At 68.3% G+C, this 17,217-nt stretch carries 16 protein-coding genes and 1 pseudogene; 2 read left to right on the top strand and 15 right to left on the bottom strand.

The annotated features are described in order from the left end of the window. Positions 1-300: 300 nt before the first annotated feature. The 15 genes from HMPREF3165_RS03170 to HMPREF3165_RS03100 form a co-directional block, all read right to left on the bottom strand. Positions 301-969, bottom strand: a complete 669-nt coding sequence (locus tag HMPREF3165_RS03170) for a 6TM ABC transporter family protein (RefSeq protein WP_256274866.1) — start codon at positions 967-969, stop codon at positions 301-303. A gap of 204 nt (positions 970-1,173) precedes the next feature. Then, a complete protein-coding gene (locus tag HMPREF3165_RS03165) occupies positions 1,174-1,767 on the bottom strand; it encodes a hypothetical protein (protein WP_256274865.1) in 594 nt (197 codons plus the stop codon). Between the two features lie 377 nt (positions 1,768-2,144). Then, positions 2,145-2,636, bottom strand: a complete 492-nt coding sequence (gene nusB / locus HMPREF3165_RS03160; protein ID WP_070510749.1) for a transcription antitermination factor NusB — start codon at positions 2,634-2,636, stop codon at positions 2,145-2,147. Continuing rightward, on the bottom strand, positions 2,636-3,199 hold the full coding sequence (gene efp / locus HMPREF3165_RS03155) for an elongation factor P (RefSeq protein WP_009405746.1): 564 nt from the start codon (positions 3,197-3,199) through the stop codon (positions 2,636-2,638). The genes nusB and efp overlap by 1 nt, the downstream gene beginning before the upstream one ends. Before the next feature lie 90 nt (positions 3,200-3,289). Next, on the bottom strand, positions 3,290-3,856 hold the full coding sequence (locus HMPREF3165_RS03150; RefSeq protein ID WP_070510747.1) for a shikimate kinase: 567 nt from the start codon (positions 3,854-3,856) through the stop codon (positions 3,290-3,292). Continuing rightward, positions 3,853-5,721, bottom strand: coding sequence for a 3-dehydroquinate synthase (aroB, locus tag HMPREF3165_RS03145; protein ID WP_070510745.1), 1,869 nt, complete (start codon positions 5,719-5,721; stop codon positions 3,853-3,855). The genes HMPREF3165_RS03150 and aroB overlap by 4 nt, the downstream gene beginning before the upstream one ends. A 76-nt stretch (positions 5,722-5,797) precedes the next feature. Continuing rightward, a complete protein-coding gene (gene aroC, locus HMPREF3165_RS03140; protein WP_070510744.1) occupies positions 5,798-7,030 on the bottom strand; it encodes a chorismate synthase in 1,233 nt (410 codons plus the stop codon). Between the two features lie 70 nt (positions 7,031-7,100). Beyond that, positions 7,101-8,081 (bottom strand): shikimate dehydrogenase, encoded by a 981-nt coding sequence (locus HMPREF3165_RS03135; RefSeq protein WP_070510742.1) that lies wholly within the window; start codon positions 8,079-8,081, stop codon positions 7,101-7,103. Then, positions 8,074-9,285 carry an endolytic transglycosylase MltG gene (gene mltG, locus HMPREF3165_RS03130; protein WP_004564843.1) on the bottom strand — a complete coding sequence of 404 codons (1,212 nt, stop codon included), beginning with the start codon at positions 9,283-9,285 and terminating at the stop codon, positions 8,074-8,076. Before mltG ends, HMPREF3165_RS03135 begins: the two co-directional genes overlap by 8 nt. Beyond that, positions 9,282-9,797, bottom strand: a complete 516-nt coding sequence (gene ruvX, locus HMPREF3165_RS03125; RefSeq protein WP_070510740.1) for a Holliday junction resolvase RuvX — start codon at positions 9,795-9,797, stop codon at positions 9,282-9,284. The genes mltG and ruvX overlap by 4 nt, the downstream gene beginning before the upstream one ends. A gap of 39 nt (positions 9,798-9,836) precedes the next feature. Continuing rightward, a complete protein-coding gene (gene alaS, locus HMPREF3165_RS03120; RefSeq protein ID WP_004564841.1) occupies positions 9,837-12,548 on the bottom strand; it encodes an alanine--tRNA ligase in 2,712 nt (903 codons plus the stop codon). 237 nt (positions 12,549-12,785) lie between these two features. Continuing rightward, positions 12,786-13,409 (bottom strand): 30S ribosomal protein S4, encoded by a 624-nt coding sequence (gene rpsD / locus HMPREF3165_RS03115; protein ID WP_009747225.1) that lies wholly within the window; start codon positions 13,407-13,409, stop codon positions 12,786-12,788. 256 nt (positions 13,410-13,665) lie between these two features. Next, positions 13,666-15,069 carry a replication-associated recombination protein A gene (locus HMPREF3165_RS03110; protein WP_004564839.1) on the bottom strand — a complete coding sequence of 468 codons (1,404 nt, stop codon included), beginning with the start codon at positions 15,067-15,069 and terminating at the stop codon, positions 13,666-13,668. 118 nt (positions 15,070-15,187) lie between these two features. Next, positions 15,188-15,805 carry an L-threonylcarbamoyladenylate synthase gene (locus HMPREF3165_RS03105; protein WP_004564838.1) on the bottom strand — a complete coding sequence of 206 codons (618 nt, stop codon included), beginning with the start codon at positions 15,803-15,805 and terminating at the stop codon, positions 15,188-15,190. A gap of 57 nt (positions 15,806-15,862) precedes the next feature. Further along, entirely contained in the window at positions 15,863-16,636 is a 774-nt protein-coding gene (locus HMPREF3165_RS03100) for a glycerophosphoryl diester phosphodiesterase (protein WP_004564837.1), read from the bottom strand. Positions 16,637-16,720: 84 nt separating this feature from the next. On the opposite strand from HMPREF3165_RS03100, the gene HMPREF3165_RS03095 reads away from it, so the two are divergent. Both HMPREF3165_RS03095 and HMPREF3165_RS13655 read left to right on the top strand, forming a co-directional pair. Beyond that, positions 16,721-17,050 carry an ArsR/SmtB family transcription factor gene (locus tag HMPREF3165_RS03095; RefSeq protein ID WP_004564836.1) on the top strand — a complete coding sequence of 110 codons (330 nt, stop codon included), beginning with the start codon at positions 16,721-16,723 and terminating at the stop codon, positions 17,048-17,050. Beyond that, positions 17,034-17,217, top strand: a pseudogene (locus tag HMPREF3165_RS13655) (hypothetical protein); the annotation flags it as partial. The gene HMPREF3165_RS03095 and the pseudogene HMPREF3165_RS13655, both read left to right, overlap by 17 nt.

The raw sequence follows: 17,217 nt of genomic DNA, 5'->3' as shown, positions 1-17,217 counted from the left end.
GGTGATGAGCCCGATGATGCTGCCGGCGACGGAGACCTTGCGGGTCGCGGAGCGCTTGCGCTGAACCTCCGTCAGGACCGGGTCGATCGAGCCGAAGCCAGCAGCAGGCGTCTGCCCCACCAGGGGGTTGTAGCGGCCGTCAGGAACAGGCATGGGGTACTCCAGGATCAGCAGAGGGGATGGCCGCAGCCTAGGTCAACCGCGTCGGATGGGCACAGCTCACGACATAGGGAGTCCACCCCATGTGCCGCGAGCCCCTCAGTCCATGCCTCAGCCGCGCAGCATTCGAGCTCCCGGCGACTAAGACACTCTCACCGATGGGTCCAGTGCCTTGCTCCTACGGAGCAGAACGATGAATTCCACTGCGATCAGAACCTGCACCAGATAGCTGGCGACGAGCACTGTGAAGAGGACGTAGGTGACGGTGCCCCCGATGCCGTGGTGGATCTGCCAGAACCAAGTAAGAAATATGGCAAGGGTGGGAAGTCCCGCCACGATACTAGCGGCCAGCAGAGCCGACGTTGGCATCTTGGCCTCAATCCATCCGTCGGGCTGGACCTGAGGCGTCCGGGAGTTTGCCCGAATACAGGCGATAAGACCGAGGATGAACGTCACGATCCACCCGAGGCCAACGACGAACGGGGCGACGATCGCCATGAGAAGGGCGAGGAACGTGAATTCCAGAGGCGGCAAGATGTAAGCGACGAATACGGAACTGGTGGCGATCACCTGGACACTCATGGTGATGAGCCCGATGATGCTGCCGGCGACCGAGACCTTGCGGGTCGCGGAGCGCTTACGCTGAACCTCCATCAAGACCGGGTCATTCCAGCCGAAGCCAGCAGCAGGCATCTGCCCCACCGGAGGGTTGTAGCGGCCGTAAGGAACAGCCGTGGGAGCGTTCCGTGGGTGGCCGGCGCCCTGGATATGGGGGTCGTTGTTGGGATTCTGGGGAGGTAGGTGGCTCATGGGGTACTCCGGCATTGGCAAAGGGGATGGCCGCAGCCTAGGTCAACCGCGTCGGACAGGTGCAACTCAGGGCATAGGGAGCCCGCCCCATGCCGCGAGCCTCCTCGCACCCTGTACCAGCGCCCAGCATCCCGCACTGATCGGCGTCGACAAGCATCTCGATGACACGTCGACGCCCGAGTTCGCATCGCTGCTGCGAACAGATCATGCGGGCTGCCCTCCCGGGGCCTGAGATGTTCTGACCGCCGGGTCCAGTGCCTTGCTCATACGGAGAAGAAACACGAACCCCACGACGATCAGGACCTGGGTCAGGCCGCAGAACATGAGTAATGGCTCCAAGAAGCCATCGATGAAATCATCGGCGTAGTCGCGTGAGAGCGCCTCGTACAGGACCACGTACATGATGAGGGTGGGCAGTCCCGCCACGATGCTTGTGACCAGCAGCGCCAGCGTTGGTGTCTTGGCCTGGATCCATCCGTCCGGCTGAACCTGAGGCATGCGGGAACGGGCCTGAATACAGGCGACCAGAGCCAGAATGAAGGTGGTGATCCATCCAAGGCCAACGGCCATCGGAGCGAGGACCACGATGAGAAGGGACACGAACAGCAAGAACTCGCCCTGCTGGCCCGCGTACCCGATGGCGAGGAACATGGTGACGATGATGGCCATCTGGATCACCATGGTGATGAGCCCGATGATGCCGCTGGTGAGCGAGACCTTACGGGTCGCGGAGCGCTTGCGCTCGCACATGAGGACCGGGTCGTTCCAGGCGAATCCAAGAACCGGGTTCAGTCCCATTGGAGGGTAGGGACTGTGAGGAACAGGCGTAGGTCCGTTCCACGGATAGCCTCCGGGTGCTGCTGGAGACGACGGGAGGCCTCCGAAGGGATGGGGCCCGGCGGGGTAGGGCATTCCCGATCCCGCCCAGGGGTAGCCGGCCACGTGGGGGCCGGACAGTACTGCTACAGGGTTGTCGACACCGCCTACCCCATCCTGCGATGCGCCGACGCCCTTGATGTAGGGGTAGTCGTTGGGATCCTGGGGAGGTAGCTGACTCACGGAGCACTCCAGCATCGGCAGAGGGGGCGGCCTCAGCCTAGGCCACCGATGCAGGACGGACGCAACTCACGGCATAGGGAGTCATCCCCATGCCGTGAGCCCCTGCGCGCCGTGATTCAGCGCAACGTGTCCGCGAGGTCTCCGATACGCCCCAGAAGTCCACCGAGGTACCTGGGTGACTCGTCGGTGGAGAGCATCCGGCTCAGCGTCATGGCCTCATCCACGGCAACGGGCGCATCCACCTCGTCGTTGTAGACGATCTCCCAGGTGGCGACTCGAGCAATGGCGCGGTCGACGGCCGGCATCCGCCCCAGGGTCCACCCCTGGGCGTAGGTCTGGATCGTCTCGTCGACGTCGCCCAGGTGATCGCACAGACCGTCGAGGATCTCCCGCGTGTAGGCAGGAGCCTCGGTGTGGTTGGCCGAGCTGACGGCGCGCAGCTGCGCGAAGGAACGCAGCTCCTCGGAGCCCTCGGAGCTCAGCATCCCGCGCTGATCGGCCTCGAAGAGGATCTCGATGGCACGCCGGCGCGCCTTGGTGCGGGCGGTGACCGGGTGGCGCGATGCGGGGCTCGAGTGGCTCGAGACCTCCTCGGGATGCTCGGTCATCAGTCGTTGACGCGGGAGATGTAGGAGCCGGAGCGGGTGTCCACCTTGACCTTGTCACCGGTGTTGAGGAACAGCGGGACCTGGATCTCAGCACCGGTCTCGACCGTGGCGGGCTTGGTACCGGCGCTGGAGCGGTCGCCCTGCAGGCCCGGCTCGGTGTGGGAGATCGTCAGGACCACGGAGGCCGGCAGCTCGACGAACAGCACCGAGTCCTCGTGGAAGGCCACGATGACCTCCTGGTTCTCCAGCATGAAGGTGGCGGCCTCGCCGACGGTGGCTGAGGGGACGTAGGTCTGCTCGTAGGACTTGACGTCCATGAAGACGTAGTCGTCGCCGTCCTTGTAGAGGTACTGCATGTCGCGCCGGTCGACAGTGGCGGTCTCGACCTTGAGGCCGGCGTTGAAGGTCTTGTCAACGGTCTTGCCGGACAGGACGTTCTTGATCTTGGTACGCACGAATGCGGGGCCCTTGCCGGGCTTGACGTGCTGGAACTCCACTACCTGCCACAGCTGGCCCTCAAGGTTGAGCACCATGCCGTTCTTCAGGTCGTTCGTCGTGGCCACGAGGGTTTCCTCACTGTTGCATTGCATCTGGGACGCGCTGATCCTACCGCGAGGCACTGCGCTCCCCCGGCGACGGGCGTGTCGCACCGATCACGAGTGGCGGGACAAATCAGCTCCGACGGCACTCATGACCTTCTCGCAGGCCTCGTCTGGGGTCGTTGAGGTGGTGTCGATGACGACGTCGGCCAGGTCCTGGCACCGGGCCTGACGCTCGTGGAGCATCTGGACGAACTGGTGGTGGATGGTTCCCAGGGCCACGGACCGCGGTGCGTCGAGACCGTTACGGGTGGCCAGGACCCGGGTGGCGCACGTCAGGGACACGACATGGTGAGTTCCCCGATTGGCGCCCCTGAGGCGCTCAAGGCCCTGACGCACTCCCGTGGCCTCCAGACAGCCCGATCCCAGGGCGACGACGAGGCCCCCGGTCTCGGCCCGCTCCAGGAGCCGTTCAGCGGTGCCGGCCTCGATGCGGCGGTACTCGGTCTCCGGCACCGCGACGAGTGCCAGGTCGGGGCGGGTGCCCAGCTCGTCGGCGACGAGCCGGCCCAGATCGAGCACGGTCAGGCCCTGGGCACCCCCGATGGCCTGGGCCACGCAGGAGCAGCCGGCCCCCGGCGGGCCGATGAGGATGAGGGAGCCCGGTACCGTGGCGCTCAACCGAGGTCCCCTTCTGGCCGGTCGGACCCACCGGTGACGGCCTCATGAGCTGATAGGAGAACGCTCTCCGCCGGCGCCTGAGCCCGCACAGGCCTGGCAATGTCGTCGAGCAGGACGAGGCGCAGCCGGCCACCGCGCACCTTCTTGTCGCTCATCATGGCCTCCTTGAGCTCCTCCCAGCGCCCCTCCCCCTCGGGGAAGCGGGTCGGCAGACCGACCGATTCCAGGCTCTGACGGTGCAGGGCGAGTGCGTCGCTGCTCAGACTGCCGTTGCGGTGTGCGATCTCGGCGGCGAAGACGCATCCGACGGCGACCGCCTCTCCGTGACGCCAGGAGTAGTCGGTGACCTTCTCGATCGCGTGGGCGTAGGTGTGCCCGTAGTTGAGAACCTCCCGCAGGCCGGCTTCGGTGAGATCCTCCCCCACGACGGCGGCCTTGACCGCGATGGACCGGGCGACCAGGTCGGCCAGCACTGGCGAGTCCCAGGTCAGGCAGTCGGCGGGATCGGCCAGGACCCGGTCGAGAATGACCGAGTCGGCGATCAGGCCGCACTTGATGACCTCTCCGAGTCCGGCCCGCAGCTCAGCGGCCGGCAGAGTGGAGAGCATCTCCAGGTCGGCGATGACGGCGGCCGGCGGGTGGAAGGCACCCACCAGGTTCTTGCCTGCCGGCGTGTCGATTCCCGTCTTACCGCCCACGGCGGCGTCCACCATGGCCAGAAGCGTAGTGGGCACTTGAACCACGGGAACGCCTCGCAGCCAGGTCGCGGCCGCGAAACCGGCCAGGTCCGTCGTCGCTCCGCCACCGAGTCCGACGACAAGCCCGTCACGGCCCAGGCGGAAGGAGCCGAGCCGCTCCCACAGGTACTCCGCGACGCGCGCCTTCTTGGCTGCTTCCCCATCGGGGACCTCGAGGCGCAGGACGCGCAGCCCCTCGGCGGTCAGCGCCGCTTCGGCAGCGCGGGCGCGGTCGGCCAGCGCCTTGGCGTGGATGACGGCGACGCCACCCGCACCTGCTCCGGGGACGTCCTGCACGATGCGGGGCAGCTCGGCCAGGATCCCGTGGCCGATGAGGACGTCGTAGGGGCTCGGGCCGCCGACGGTGACCCTCCGTGCGCCGCTGCTGCCCTCGGTGGTTGCCACGGGCCGGACGCGGACGCGCCGTGGCGAGGCGTCGGCCCCGTCCGGGGCAGCGGGCGAGTCTGTCTGCGTCTCGGCCATGGGAGCCAGGACACTGACTGCCTGAGAGGTCTGGACCCCCAGGGCCACCAGGATGAGAGCGGCGACCTGCTGGGGACTGAGCCCATCAGTGGGCACGGTCAGCGTGGCGACCTCGGAGTACAGCGGCGAGCGCTGAGCATGGAGGGCCTCCATCCGCGCCAGGACGCCCGCGTGCTCGCCCTGCTCCTCACAGCGCTGCTGAGCGGCACGGGCCTGGTCCGAGTCCGCGTCCGGGGCCATGACCGGGCGCCCGACCCCGTCCCCCACGTGCTTGGCCGCAGTGCTCGGAGAGGCGGACAGGTAGATGACCGTGTGACCGCGCAGCAGGTCTCGGTTCTCAGGGCGCAGCACCGCTCCCCCGCCCAGGGCGATGACACCCTGAGCGGCCGCCGGCGAGTCCAGGACTGCCCGCATGGCCCGGTGCTCGCGGTCGCGGAAGCTCTCCTCCCCCTCGGCGGCGAAGATCTCTGGGATCGTCATGCGGGCGCGCCGGCGGATCTCAGCGTCGGTGTCAGTGACCTGGACGCCCAGGGCCTGGGCCAGGAGCCTGGCCTGAGTGGTCTTGCCCGCGCCGGGCAGCCCCACCAGAACCAGGGGCAGCTGGTCGTCGCGCAGAGCGATGGTCGGAACACGCTTCCAGGTCATGATCGTGATTCCCTCTCCGTCGAGATCGCTGTGGGTGCTACCAGTATCGCCCGAGCAGACCGACTTGCCACAAGATTCACCGCTCGGTTCGCCACTGCGTCCGTTCAGCGATGCGGTCCAGGTAGGAACGCAGGTTGCGTCCGGCCTCATCGACCGAGTCTCCTCCGGTCTTGTCCAGCAGAAGATCGGCCAGAACCAGAGCAGTCATGGCCTGTGCAATGACCGCTCCGGGGACGACGGCGCACACGTCTGAGCGCTGGTGGAGCCCGGTGGCGGGCTCGCCCGTGGCCAGGTCGACGGTGCGCAGGGCCCTGGGCACCGTGGAGATCGGCTTGAAGGCCGCCCGTACCCGCACGTCGGAGCCGTTGGAGATACCGCCCTCGATGCCACCGGCGCGGTTGGTGGACCGGGTGAGTGTTCCGCAGTCCACTGAGACGATCTCGTCGTGAGCCGCTGAGCCCCGCCGGGCCGCCTCGGTGAAGCCGTCACCGATCTCCACGCCTTTGACGGCCTGAATCCCCATGAGAGCGGCCGCCAGGCGCGCGTCGAGGCGGCGGTCGGCGCTGACGTGGGTGCCCAGTCCCACCGGGACACCGGTGGCGATGACCTCGACGACGCCCCCGAGCGTGTCGCCGTCCTTCCTGGTGGCGTCGATCTCGGCGACCATGGCGGCACTGGTGGCCGGATCCGTGCAGCGCACGGGATCGGCGTCCAGTCGCTCGGTGTCCTCAGCTCTCGGCGGGGGTACGTCATCGGGCAGGGCGACCGATCCGATCCGCACGACGTGACTGACCAGCCTGACACCGGCGACCTGCTCCAGAATGGCCTCAGCCACGGCCCCCAGCGCCACACGGGCGGCGGTCTCGCGGGCTGAGGCCCGTTCCAGGACCGGGCGGGCCTCAGGAAGGTCGTACTTGAGCATCCCCGGCAGGTCCGCGTGCCCGGGCCTGGGGCGGGTCAGCGGGCGGTTACGGGCAATCTCGCGCTCGTCACCGGTGCCGGCGTCGATGAGCAGGTCGTTGGGGTCCACGGGGTCGGCGCTCATGACCGTGGACCACTTGGGCCACTCGGAGTTGCCGATCTGCAGGGCGATGGGGCTGCCGATGGTACTCCCGTGGCGGATGCCCCCCAATACCCGCAGCTCGTCGCGCTCGAAGGCCTGGCGGGCACCACGCCCGTGCCCCAGTCGACGCCGGGCCAGTGCCGCCCGGATGTCCTCACTGGTGATCCGCACGCCCGCGGGCACGCCTTCCAGCACCGCGGTCAGAGCCTCGCCGTGGGACTCCCCGGCCGTCATCCATCGAAGCATGGGGTAGATACTCTCACACGCCGATGCCGCTACCTGCCTCGCCCAACCTGGAACGTTGATGTTGCGCGGGTCAGTATGCGGTTGTCGAGGTATCCGTGGTGGGGGCGACGGCTGCGAGGAGCGCGGTACGCATGAGATCGATATCGGGCTGCTGCCCGGTCATGAGCTGCACCTGGGGCACGGCCTGGTGCAGGAGCATGAGCCAGCCCGGGGCGAGGGCTCCCCCGGCATGAGCCCAGGCACCGGCGACGGCGGTGGGCCAGGGGGCGTAGACGACATCGAGCAGGACGGCTCCTGGGCGGGTGCCCTCGGCCTGGTCCAGGGCACGCCTCAGTGGGGCTGCCAGTGGGTCGGCCGCATGAGCGGGCAGGGTCGAGATGACAACGTCGGCTGCGGCCAGGCGGCGGGCCGCCTCGGTGTTAGAGGCGGAGTCGGACGGCTTCCAGGTGAGAGTCTCAATGTCCAGCCCCATGCGGTGGGCGGCGCTGAGTGCGCGACCGGGGCCGGCGTGTCGTCGGGCCACGACGGTGATCCGGCCGGCCCGGAGCTCTCCGAGCGCCGCGAGGGCGGAGCAGGCGGTGGCCCCCGATCCGAGCACCACGGCCTGCTCGATTCGCAGGCGGCCGCCTGGGCAGTCCGGTGCCTGTGTACGGGCGGTCTCCCGCAGCGCGCCGACGATACCAGCGACGTCGGTGTTGAAACCGGCCAGGAGCGCACCTCCTGCGCCGCTGCGCTGTGCCACCACGGTGTTGACAGCGCCGACGGCCTCGGCGAGAGGGTCGATGACGTCCAGGCGCGCCAGGAGCGTCTGCTTGTGGGGCATGGTGACGCTCAGGCCCGCCCAGGCCGGACCGGCCTGAACCGGAGCGGCCAGCTCGGCGAGCAGAGCCGACAGCGCCTCCGAGTCGGTCTCGCGCCGCTCGTAGGACCAGTCGTCCAGTCCGAGCCCGGCGTAGGCGGCCCGGTGCAGCACGGGTGACAGCGAGTGGCTCACCGGACTGCCGATGACGGCGGCGCGGTGGCGGATCTCCCCCGCCGGCGACTCAGCCACTCTTCTTCTCGCCGTTGCAGATCTCCTGGTTCTTCTTGCAGTAGTCGTTGAGCTTCTTGGTGTTGGTCTTCTGCTCCTCGTTGGTGGAGGCGAACAGGGTCTCGCCGGTCTCGAGGTTCACCGTGACGAAGTAGAGCCAGCTCCCGGCCGGCGGGTTGAGCACCGCCTTGATGGCCGCCTCGCCGGGGCTGCCGATCGGCCCGGGCGGGAGACCCTTGTGAACGTAGGTGTTGTACGGGTTGTTCGCGTCCTGAGTCTCCGCCTCGGTGGGGATGCCTCCATAACGTCCCAGGCCGTACTGCACTGTCGAGTCCATCTGGAGCAGGCCATGGGTCTCTCCGTCTGTCTGCGACAGACGGTTCTCAATGACCCTCGCTGCCTGCCCGTAGTACCGCTCACTGTTGACCTCGCGCTCGACGATGGAGGCCTTGGTCAGAACCTTCTGGTAGTCCTCCTTGGGCACCTGGAGCTCTTTGAGCTGGGTGACGGTCTGGGAGACCATCTTCTTGACCAAATCCTTCGGCGTGGCGTTCTCAGTGACGTCGTAGGTGCCCGGGGCGAGCCAGCCCTCGACATTGCCGCCGGCCTCGGCGGGCAGACCGATGGCCGCGGAGTCGGCATAGGCTGCCTCGATCTGCTCGTCGGTGAAGCTGCCGACCTTCTTGAGCCGGTCCTTGACGATCTGCTTGGAGACACCTGCGGGGATGGTCAGCGTGTGATCGCCCTTGCTCTCAGGATCGAGCAGCGCCTGAAGAGCGGAGTTGGCGGACATCTTCTTCTTGAGCTTGTAGGTGCCCGGCTGGATCGTACTGCCCTTCGGGTTGTTCTTCGCCGCATTGGTGAAGGCCTTACCGGAGGCGACGACGCCCTTGCTCTGGAGGATGTCTCCGATGTCAGCCCCGGAGGCCCCCTCCGGGATCGTCACGGTGACCTCGCCCTCGCCCTCACCCTTGTAGTCCTCGGCGTGAGTCGCCTGGGCGGAGGCGTCGCGCATGATCCCGATGGCCTTGTAGCCCAGGACGCCGACGGCCACGAGGGTGATGACGATGACAAGGCTGGTCAGCCAGTGCCGGCGCCGCTTGCGCTGACGGCGCTCGACCTTCTCCATGCGCCGCTGCCTGCGGCTCTTGGGCTTGTCCTTGGCGTCACCAGCGTCCTCATCGCGCTGGATGCCGAGCTCGGCGAAGAAATCGTCGTGGCTCACGCTCTGCCTCTCTTGATCGGGTGGACTCGCTCACCGGCCGGGACCCCGGACATCCGCTCAGTGGTGATGGCCTGTTCGAGGATGACGACCGCTGCCGCTTGGTCGACAATACCGCGGAAGCTCCTCTCCTTCAGGCCGGCCGCGTGCAGATCCCGGTGAGCAGAGACGGTGGTGAGCCGCTCGTCGACCAGCCGGACGCACACTCGCTGCGGCAGGCGGCTCGCCAGGTCTCGCGCCCACTGGCGGGCATCCCTGGTTGAGCTCGAGCTGCCGCCGCCCATGTGCTTGGGCAAACCGACGATCACCCCGAAGGCACCGTCCTCCTCGACGAGGTCAACGGCCTCGTCGAGGTCTGCACCATAGCGGTCCCGCCTGAGAGTTACCACAGGAAACGACAGGATCGCGTCCTGATCGCAACGAGCGACACCAATACGTGCCTTTCCGACATCGAAGGCGATGCGGACACCGGGACGGAATTGCGTCGGGTCCGGTTGAGCCGATGAGCCTGTCACAGGATCTGCTACGCGTGTGGGGCGATCCGGTTTCCCGGATCAGGCCTGGATCTGCTCGGCCACGGCGCGCAGCGCCTCGTCGAGAGCCTGGGGGTTCTGACCACCGCCCTGGGCAAGGTCGTCCTTGCCACCGCCTCCGCCGCCCAGAACCTGGGCGGCGGTGCGCACCAGGGCACCGGCACGGATGCCCTGGTCACGAGCACCGGCATTGGTGGCCACCACCACGACCGGACGCGAGCCGACGACCGCGCCGACGGCGACGACGGCGGGCTCGGCGTCACCGAGTCGGCTGCGGGTGTCGAGGACCAGCGAGCGTACGGCATCGGCCGAGCCGACGGTCCCGAGGTCGGCTGAGGCAAGACGGACCTCGCCCAGCCGGACGGCGTCGGAGACGATGCCGGCCGTGCGCGCCGACAGCGCCGCCTGCTCGGCCGCGGCCAGGCGCTTCTCGGCGTCCTTCAGGCGCGTCATGAGGCTCTCGACGCGCTCGGGCAGGTCCTCGGGGCGGCCTCCGACCATGGTTGAGAGCTGGGAGACCAGCGCGTGCTCCTTGGCCTGGTAGCCGTAGGCGCCCTCACCGACGAGGGCGTCGATGCGGCGCACGCCCGAACCGATCGAGGACTCGCCCAGCACCGCGATGCGGCCGATGTGGCCGGTGCTGGGGACGTGAGTGCCGGCGCACAGCTCCTTGGACCAGTCACCCCCGATGGAGACGACCCGCACCTGCTTGCCGTACTTCTCTCCGAACAGGGCCATGGCGCCTGCGGCGCGGGCGGCGTCGATGTCCATGACCTCGTCGGTGACGGCCAGGTCCTCCGAGAGCCTGTTGTTGACCCGCTCCTCGATGCCGGAGATCTGGTCCGAGGCCAGGGCTGAGCCGTGGCGGAAGTCGAAGCGCATGCGGGAGGGCGAGTTCTCGCTGCCGGCCTGGGTGGCGTTGTCGGAGACGATCTCGTGGAGCGCCTTGTGCACCATGTGGGTGGAGGTGTGGGCGCGGGCGATCGCCAGGCGGCGCGCCGAGTCGATCTGGGCGAAGGCCTTCTCCCCCACCGCGATCGTGCCCTCGGTCAGGGTGCCGCGGTGGACGTGCAGCCCCTTGACGGGGGCCTGGACGTCGTCGACCTCGACGGTGCCGCCGTCGGCCAGCCGGATCGTGCCCTGGTCGGCGAGCTGGCCGCCCATCTCGGCCCAGAACGGAGTCCGGTCCAGGACGACCTCGACCTCGGCCGGGGCGGTGACGACGCTCTGCGGGACGCCGTCGACGAGGATCCCGGTGACGGTGGCATCGGCGGAGGACTCGGTGTAGCCCAGGAAGGTCGAGCCGCCGCCCATCTCCTTCTCCAGCTCGCGGAAGACGCGGATGTCGGCGTGTCCGGTCTTCTTGGCGCGCGCGTCGGCCCGAGCGCGCTCCTTCTGCTCGTTCATGAGGCTGCGGAAGGCGCTCTCATCGACGTCGACCCCCTGCTCGGCCGCCATCTCGAGGGTCAGGTCGATGGGGAAGCCGTAGGTGTCGTGCAGCTCGAAGGCGCTCTTGCCCGACACCAGTGGACGCCCGGAGCGGCCCGCCTCCTTCTTGGCCGAGGCCACCGCGGTGTCCAGGATCGTGGTGCCGGCGGCCAGGGTGCGGCGGAAGGCGTCCTCCTCGCCGTAGGCCACCTCGGAGATGGTGCTCCAGCCGGTCTCCAGCTCGGGGTAGGAGGACTTCATGGCGTCCTTCGAGACGGTCAGCAGGGTGGGCATGGCGGCCTCGTCGACGCCGAGCAGGCGCATGGAGCGCACGGCCCTGCGGATGAGGCGGCGCAGGACGTAGCCGCGGCCGTCGTTGCCGGGGCGCACGCCGTCGCAGATGAGCATGAGGGCTGAGCGCACGTGGTCGGCGACGACCCGCATGCGCACGTCATCGTGGTAGGCCTCGCCCGCCTCGGGGCCGGCCGAGCCGCGGCCGTAGGCCTTTCCGGACAGCTCCTCGGCGGCCTTGATGACGGGGAAGACCTCGTCGATCTCGTACATGTTGGGCTTGTCCTGCATGATGAAGGCCAGGCGCTCCAGACCGGCACCGGTATCGATGGCCGTCTGGTCGAGCTTGCCCAGGAGCTCGAAGTCGTGGCCCTTGCCCTCTCCGCGCAGGAACTCGTCGAAGACGAGGTTCCAGATCTCCAGGAAGCGGTCGCCCTGGGTGTCGACGGCGGGACCGCCGTCGGGCCCGTAGGCGGGGCCGCGGTCGTAGTGGATCTCGCAGCAGGAGCCGGCCGGGCCGGGCTGGCCCGTGGACCAGGAGATGTCCTTGAAGGGAAGGAGCTGGATCCGCTCTGCGGGCACCCCGATCTCACGGGTCCAGTAGTCCAGGGAGACCTGGTCCTCCTCCCAGATCGTCATCCACAGCCGGTCCCCGTCCAGACTGTAGCCGCCCTCCTCGCGGCTGCCTGTCAGCAGGCCCCAGGCGTAGGAGATGGCCCCCTCCTTGAAGTAGTCGCCGAAGGAGAAGTTGCCGTTCATCTGGAAGAAGGTGCCGTGGCGCGTCGTGATACCGACGTTGTCGATGTCATTGGTGCGGATGCACTTCTGCACCGAGGCGGCCCGGGGCCAGGGGGCCTCCTCGGTACCCAGGATGTAGGGGATGAAGGGCACCATGCCGGCCACGGTGAACAGGATGGAGGGCTCGGGAGACACCAGGGAGACCGAGGGCCGGATCTCGTGCTCGTTCGCGGCGAAGTAGTCCAGCCAGCGGCTGCGGATCTCGGATGTGCGCATGGGGTCCTCATCCTGTTCGAGGTGTGCCCGGGCACTGCGGCTCTTGGGCCTGGTGCTGGGCGGGTGGACGGTGTGGTGTGGCCGACCGGCCGGCCAGGTACGCGGCGGAGACGGTGGAACCAGTCGCCTGTGGGCGCGGAGCCGGTCGAGTTGCTCCATGGTGAGCGTACTCCCACGCCGGGGCGCCCCGAACCTCTCATGGGTCCGGGGCGCCCCGGCGTCAGGTGGGCGTGAGGGTCAGCGCGAGTAGTACTCGACGACCATCTGGACGTCACAGGTCACGGGGACCTCGTCGCGCTTGGGACGGCGCACCAGCGTGGCCGAGAGCTTCTCGAGGTCCACGTTGAGGTACTCCGGGACGGGGGGCAGCACGTCGCGGTGCGCACCGGCGGCGGCGACCTGGAAGGGCACCATCACCTGGGAGCGGGGACGGACCTGGATGGTCTGGCCGGGCTTGACGCGGTAGGAGGGGCGGTCCACGACCTTGCCGTCGACGAGGATGTGGCGGTGGACCACGTCCTGGCGGGCCTGGGCGATGGTGCGGGCGATCCCGGAGCGCAGAACGAGGGCGTCCAGGCGCATCTCGAGCAGCTCGACGAGGGACTCACCGGTCAGGCCCTGGCCGCGACGGGCCTCCTCGAAGACGCGCTGGAGCTGGGCCTCGCGGATGCCGTACTGGGCGCGCAGGCGCTGCTTCTCCTTGAGGCGGACGGCGTAGTCGGACTCGGTGCGGCGGCGGGCGCGGCCGTGCTCACCGGGGCCGTAGGGGCGGCGCTCGAAGTAGCGCACGGCCTTGGGGGTCAGCGGGATGCCGAGGGCGCGGGAGAGGCGCACCTGGCGGCGGGAGCGTGAAGAGCTCATGTGTGTCATTCCTGTCGGATCGATGGTCGCACGCCGTGGCGGGAGCCGACGGCGCGGGGTCAAGCCTCGGTTCGGGCCGGGACCCCAGGAGGTCCGCATCGTCGTCGGCCGGTGACACCTGCGGGAGGCGCCTGCCGTTTCCGATGTGGACAACTCGAGAACTCTAGCGTGCTCACCGGCGAAAACCCATGTCGGAACCGCCCGGTGTGAGACGGTCCTCAAGCTCTGCCCGGATGGGGCGCTCAAGGCGTACGCACTATCGCTCGTCGAGGATGCGCCTGACCGCCTCGAGGCGGGAGGCCAGCTGCTTCTCGAAGCCGTTGCCGGTGGGCCGGTAGTACCGGCTGCCCTCGAGCCCGTCGGGCAGGTACTGTTGGCCGACGACGGCGTGGGGGAAATCGTGCGGGTAGCGGTAGCCCTTGCCGTGCCCGAGTCCCTCGGCCCCGGCGTAGTGGGCGTCGCGCAGGTGAGCGGGAACGGCCACGGCCTTACCGGCCCGCACGTCGGCCAACGACTCGTTGAGCGCCACAGTGACCGCGTTGGACTTAGGCGCAGTGGCCACGGCGAGCGCGGCCTCGGCGAGAATGAGCCCGGACTCCGGCATCCCGATCATGGCGACCGCCTGCTGGGCGGCAACGGCGGTGGACAGCACTGTGGGGTCGGCGAGGCCCACGTCCTCGGCGGCGTGAATGACGATGCGGCGGGCGATGTAGCGGGGGTCCTCCCCTGCGGCGATCATGCGCGCCAGATAGTGCATCGTGGCGTCGGGGTCCGAGCCGCGCATCGACTTGATGAAGGCGCTGATGACGTCGTAGTGCTGGTCTCCGGCGCGGTCGTAACGCACCGCTGCCACGTCCGCGGCCCGCTCGACGTCGGCCACCTCGATGAGGGGAGACGAGCTGGAAGCAGGTGTCTGCGCCAGGACCGTGCCGGCGGCGGCCTCCAGCACGGTGAGCGCCTTGCGGGCGTCGGAGCCGGCCATGCGAACGATCTGCTCGCGCGCCTCCTCGCTGATGCCCACGGTGCCGGCCAGGCCCCGTTCGTCATCCAGCGCGCGATCGATCAGGCGCCCGATGTCATCGGCCCCCAGAGGCTGGAGCGTCAGGAGCAGGGATCGGGACAGCAGCGGTGAGACGACGCTGAAGGACGGGTTCTCCGTGGTGGCCGCGATGAGCGTCACCCACCGGTTCTCCACGCTGGGCAGCAGGGCGTCCTGCTGGGAGCGGGAGAATCGGTGCACCTCGTCGATGAACAGCACCGTCTCCTCCCCCGCCGCCAGACGGCGCCTGGCATCGGTCACGACGGCGCGCACGTCCTTGACGCCGGCCGTGACAGCTGACAGCTCCACGAACCTGCGGCCGCTGCCCCGTGCCACCAGGTAGGCCAGCGTCGTCTTGCCGGTTCCGGGTGGGCCCCACAGGATGACCGAGGACAGGGAGGAGCTAGACGGCCGCGCGGCGGCGCCCCGTTCACCGGCATGGGAGCCCCTGCCCGCCTCGGCCGGCTCCACGAGGCGGCGCAGAGGCGATCCGGGGGTGAGCAGGTGTGCCTGCCCCTGGAGTTCATCGAGTGTGCGCGGACGCATCCGTACTGCCAGCGGCGCGTGGGAGTCCACGGGAATCCCGGCGTCATCCGTGCCGGCCGACTCGAACAGGTCCATGCGCCGACCCTATCTCCCCTGCCGCCGGCCCCGCGGACGCACGATCTACAGGCGCCAGCAGGACCTCAGGTGGAGGCGGGCCCTGCGAGCACTGCCAGCGTGGCGACGACCGGCGCGGTCACAGGAGGCTGACGTCTCCTGCACCCTCGCGCAGCACCTCGGGGACGTCGTCGGTCAGGTCGATGACGCTGGTGGGCTCCCCCTGTCCGACCGGCCCCTCGACGACGACGTCGATGAGGTGCCCCAGCGAATCCTGGATCTCCCATCCGTTGGTCTCGGGCTCCTCCTGGCCGGGGCGGATGAAGGTGGAGGACAGGATGGGAGCACCGAACTCGGCGACGAGGGACTGGGTGATGGCGTGGTCGGGGATGCGCACGCCCAGCGTGTGCTTCTTGGGGTTGAGCGTCATCCGGGGCACGTCCTTGGTGCCCTTGAGGATGAAGGTCCACGGCCCCGGGGTGAGCCGCTTGATGAGTCGGAAGGCGTTGTTGCCCACGATGGCCAGCGGTCCGACCTGAGCGAAGTCGGCGCACACGAAGGTGAAGTTGTGCTTGCCGTCGAGCTGGCGGATGGTGCGAATCCGGTCCAGCCCCTCCTTGTTGCCCGGCGCACAGGCCAGGGCGTATCCGGAATCGGTGGGGTAGGCGACCAGGCCGCCGTCGCGCAATGTGTCGACGACCTTCTCAACCAGACGCACCTGCGGGTTGACGGGGTGGAGCTCGATGTAACGTGCCATGCCCCCACTCTACCCCGGGTGATGGTTCTCACATAGCGTTCTGGGGGCAGACGGGTGTCAGCAGCCAGGGATCTGGTGGGCGACGTCGGAGAAGACGCCGGTGGCCCCCCAGCTGAAGAGCTCGTCGGCTCGGCTGGGCGAGTTGACGGTCCAGATGTTGACGCCGTAGCCCGCATCCCGAAACTCCTGGACCTGCTGCCGGGTCAGGCCGGAGTCCTCGGGGTGGATGAAGTCGGCGCCCACGATCTCAAGGGTGCTCCTCCAGTCACCCGACAGCGCACGACTCTCGTAGAGACACCCCACGGGGACCTCCGGGGCGCGCTGCTTGAACAGGAGGAGCAGGAGGTGACTGAAGGAGGAGACGATGACCTTGACGTCGGGGCGCAGGCGCTCGAGCTGTGTGATGACGCCATCGATGAGGCGCAAGGTCGCCTCCTTGCCGGTCTCGTTGGGCTTGATCTCGATGTTGGCGTTGAGACCACTGTCGTTCATGAGGTCGATGAGATCGCTCAGGGCGGGCAGCGGCTCACCCACAAACCGAGGGGAGAACCAGCCTCCGGCGTCGATGCCCGCCAGATCGGCCGCCGTCAGGTCGTCGTACCGACCAGTGCGATTCGTGGTCCGGTCCAGGGTGGAGTCGTGGCAGATGATGACTGTTCCGTCGGCGATGACGTCGACGTCGGCCTCCACCCACTTCACCTGATGATCCACTGCACAACGGAAAGCGGCCATGGTGTTCTCCGGGGCGAGCGAGCTCAGGCCCCGGTGCCCGAAGATCATGCGCTCGTCTCCGCGTACGCACCCACCACTGTCTGAGGTCACCGATGACATGGCCGGAATGCTACATGAGCCGCACGAACGCACTCCGCGGAAGAACGCTTTGACATCAAGGCGAGTTGATATAAAATCCCTTGTATGCGAAAGGTCGCGACACCACCGGAGGCCCCCCTTGGGGAGGACTCGGCCGTGGTGCAGCTGTTCAAGGCGCTGGCTCACCCCATGAGGGCGAGCATCGTCTACCGCCTCATCAGCTCACCGGCTGACGTCACCGAGCTGGTGACGTTCCTCGGCGTCTCCCAGCCCCTGGTCTCGCACCACCTGCGGGTCCTGCGCAACGCCCACCTGGTCGAGTCGGTCCGCGACGGCAAGCGCCAGAGCTACTCCCTCATTGACGACCATGTCGCATCCATCTTCATCGACACCCTCGAGCACACGAAGGAGCACGATCATGACTGCCACCACTGAGCACCGCCCCGCTGAGGCCCACCAGCACACCCACGGCCCCGACTGCGGGCACCCCGCCGTCATCCACGGAGACCACGTGGACTACATTCACAACGGCCACGCCCACCACGAGGACAACGGTCACTACGACGAGTGCGACACCTGCTCGTGCGAGCACTGCTCGGACT

It is taken from the genome of Actinomyces sp. HMSC08A09 (assembly GCF_001807465.1).
Classification (GTDB): domain Bacteria; phylum Actinomycetota; class Actinomycetes; order Actinomycetales; family Actinomycetaceae; genus Actinomyces; species Actinomyces oris.
The sequence above is the reverse complement of the archived record's forward strand: the minus strand, read 5'-3'. Positions and strand labels throughout refer to the sequence as shown.

What these genes read in the sequence shown, in the direction of transcription:
- HMPREF3165_RS03170 (WP_256274866.1), bottom strand. Translation starts at nt 969, where the DNA reads ATGAGCCACCTACCTCCCCAGAATCCCAACAACGACCCCCATATCCAG.
- HMPREF3165_RS03165 (WP_256274865.1), bottom strand. Translation starts at nt 1,767, where the DNA reads ATGGGACTGAACCCGGTTCTTGGATTCGCCTGGAACGACCCGGTCCTC.
- nusB (WP_070510749.1), bottom strand. Translation starts at nt 2,636, where the DNA reads ATGACCGAGCATCCCGAGGAGGTCTCGAGCCACTCGAGCCCCGCATCG.
- aroB (WP_070510745.1), bottom strand. Translation starts at nt 5,721, where the DNA reads ATGACCTGGAAGCGTGTTCCGACCATCGCTCTGCGCGACGACCAGCTG.
- aroC (WP_070510744.1), bottom strand. Translation starts at nt 7,030, where the DNA reads ATGCTTCGATGGATGACGGCCGGGGAGTCCCACGGCGAGGCTCTGACC.
- alaS (WP_004564841.1), bottom strand. Translation starts at nt 12,548, where the DNA reads ATGCGCACATCCGAGATCCGCAGCCGCTGGCTGGACTACTTCGCCGCG.
- rpsD (WP_009747225.1), bottom strand. Translation starts at nt 13,409, where the DNA reads ATGAGCTCTTCACGCTCCCGCCGCCAGGTGCGCCTCTCCCGCGCCCTC.
- HMPREF3165_RS03110 (WP_004564839.1), bottom strand. Translation starts at nt 15,069, where the DNA reads ATGGACCTGTTCGAGTCGGCCGGCACGGATGACGCCGGGATTCCCGTG.
- HMPREF3165_RS03105 (WP_004564838.1), bottom strand. Translation starts at nt 15,805, where the DNA reads ATGGCACGTTACATCGAGCTCCACCCCGTCAACCCGCAGGTGCGTCTG.
- HMPREF3165_RS03100 (WP_004564837.1), bottom strand. Translation starts at nt 16,636, where the DNA reads ATGTCATCGGTGACCTCAGACAGTGGTGGGTGCGTACGCGGAGACGAG.
- HMPREF3165_RS03095 (WP_004564836.1), top strand. Translation starts at nt 16,721, where the DNA reads ATGCGAAAGGTCGCGACACCACCGGAGGCCCCCCTTGGGGAGGACTCG.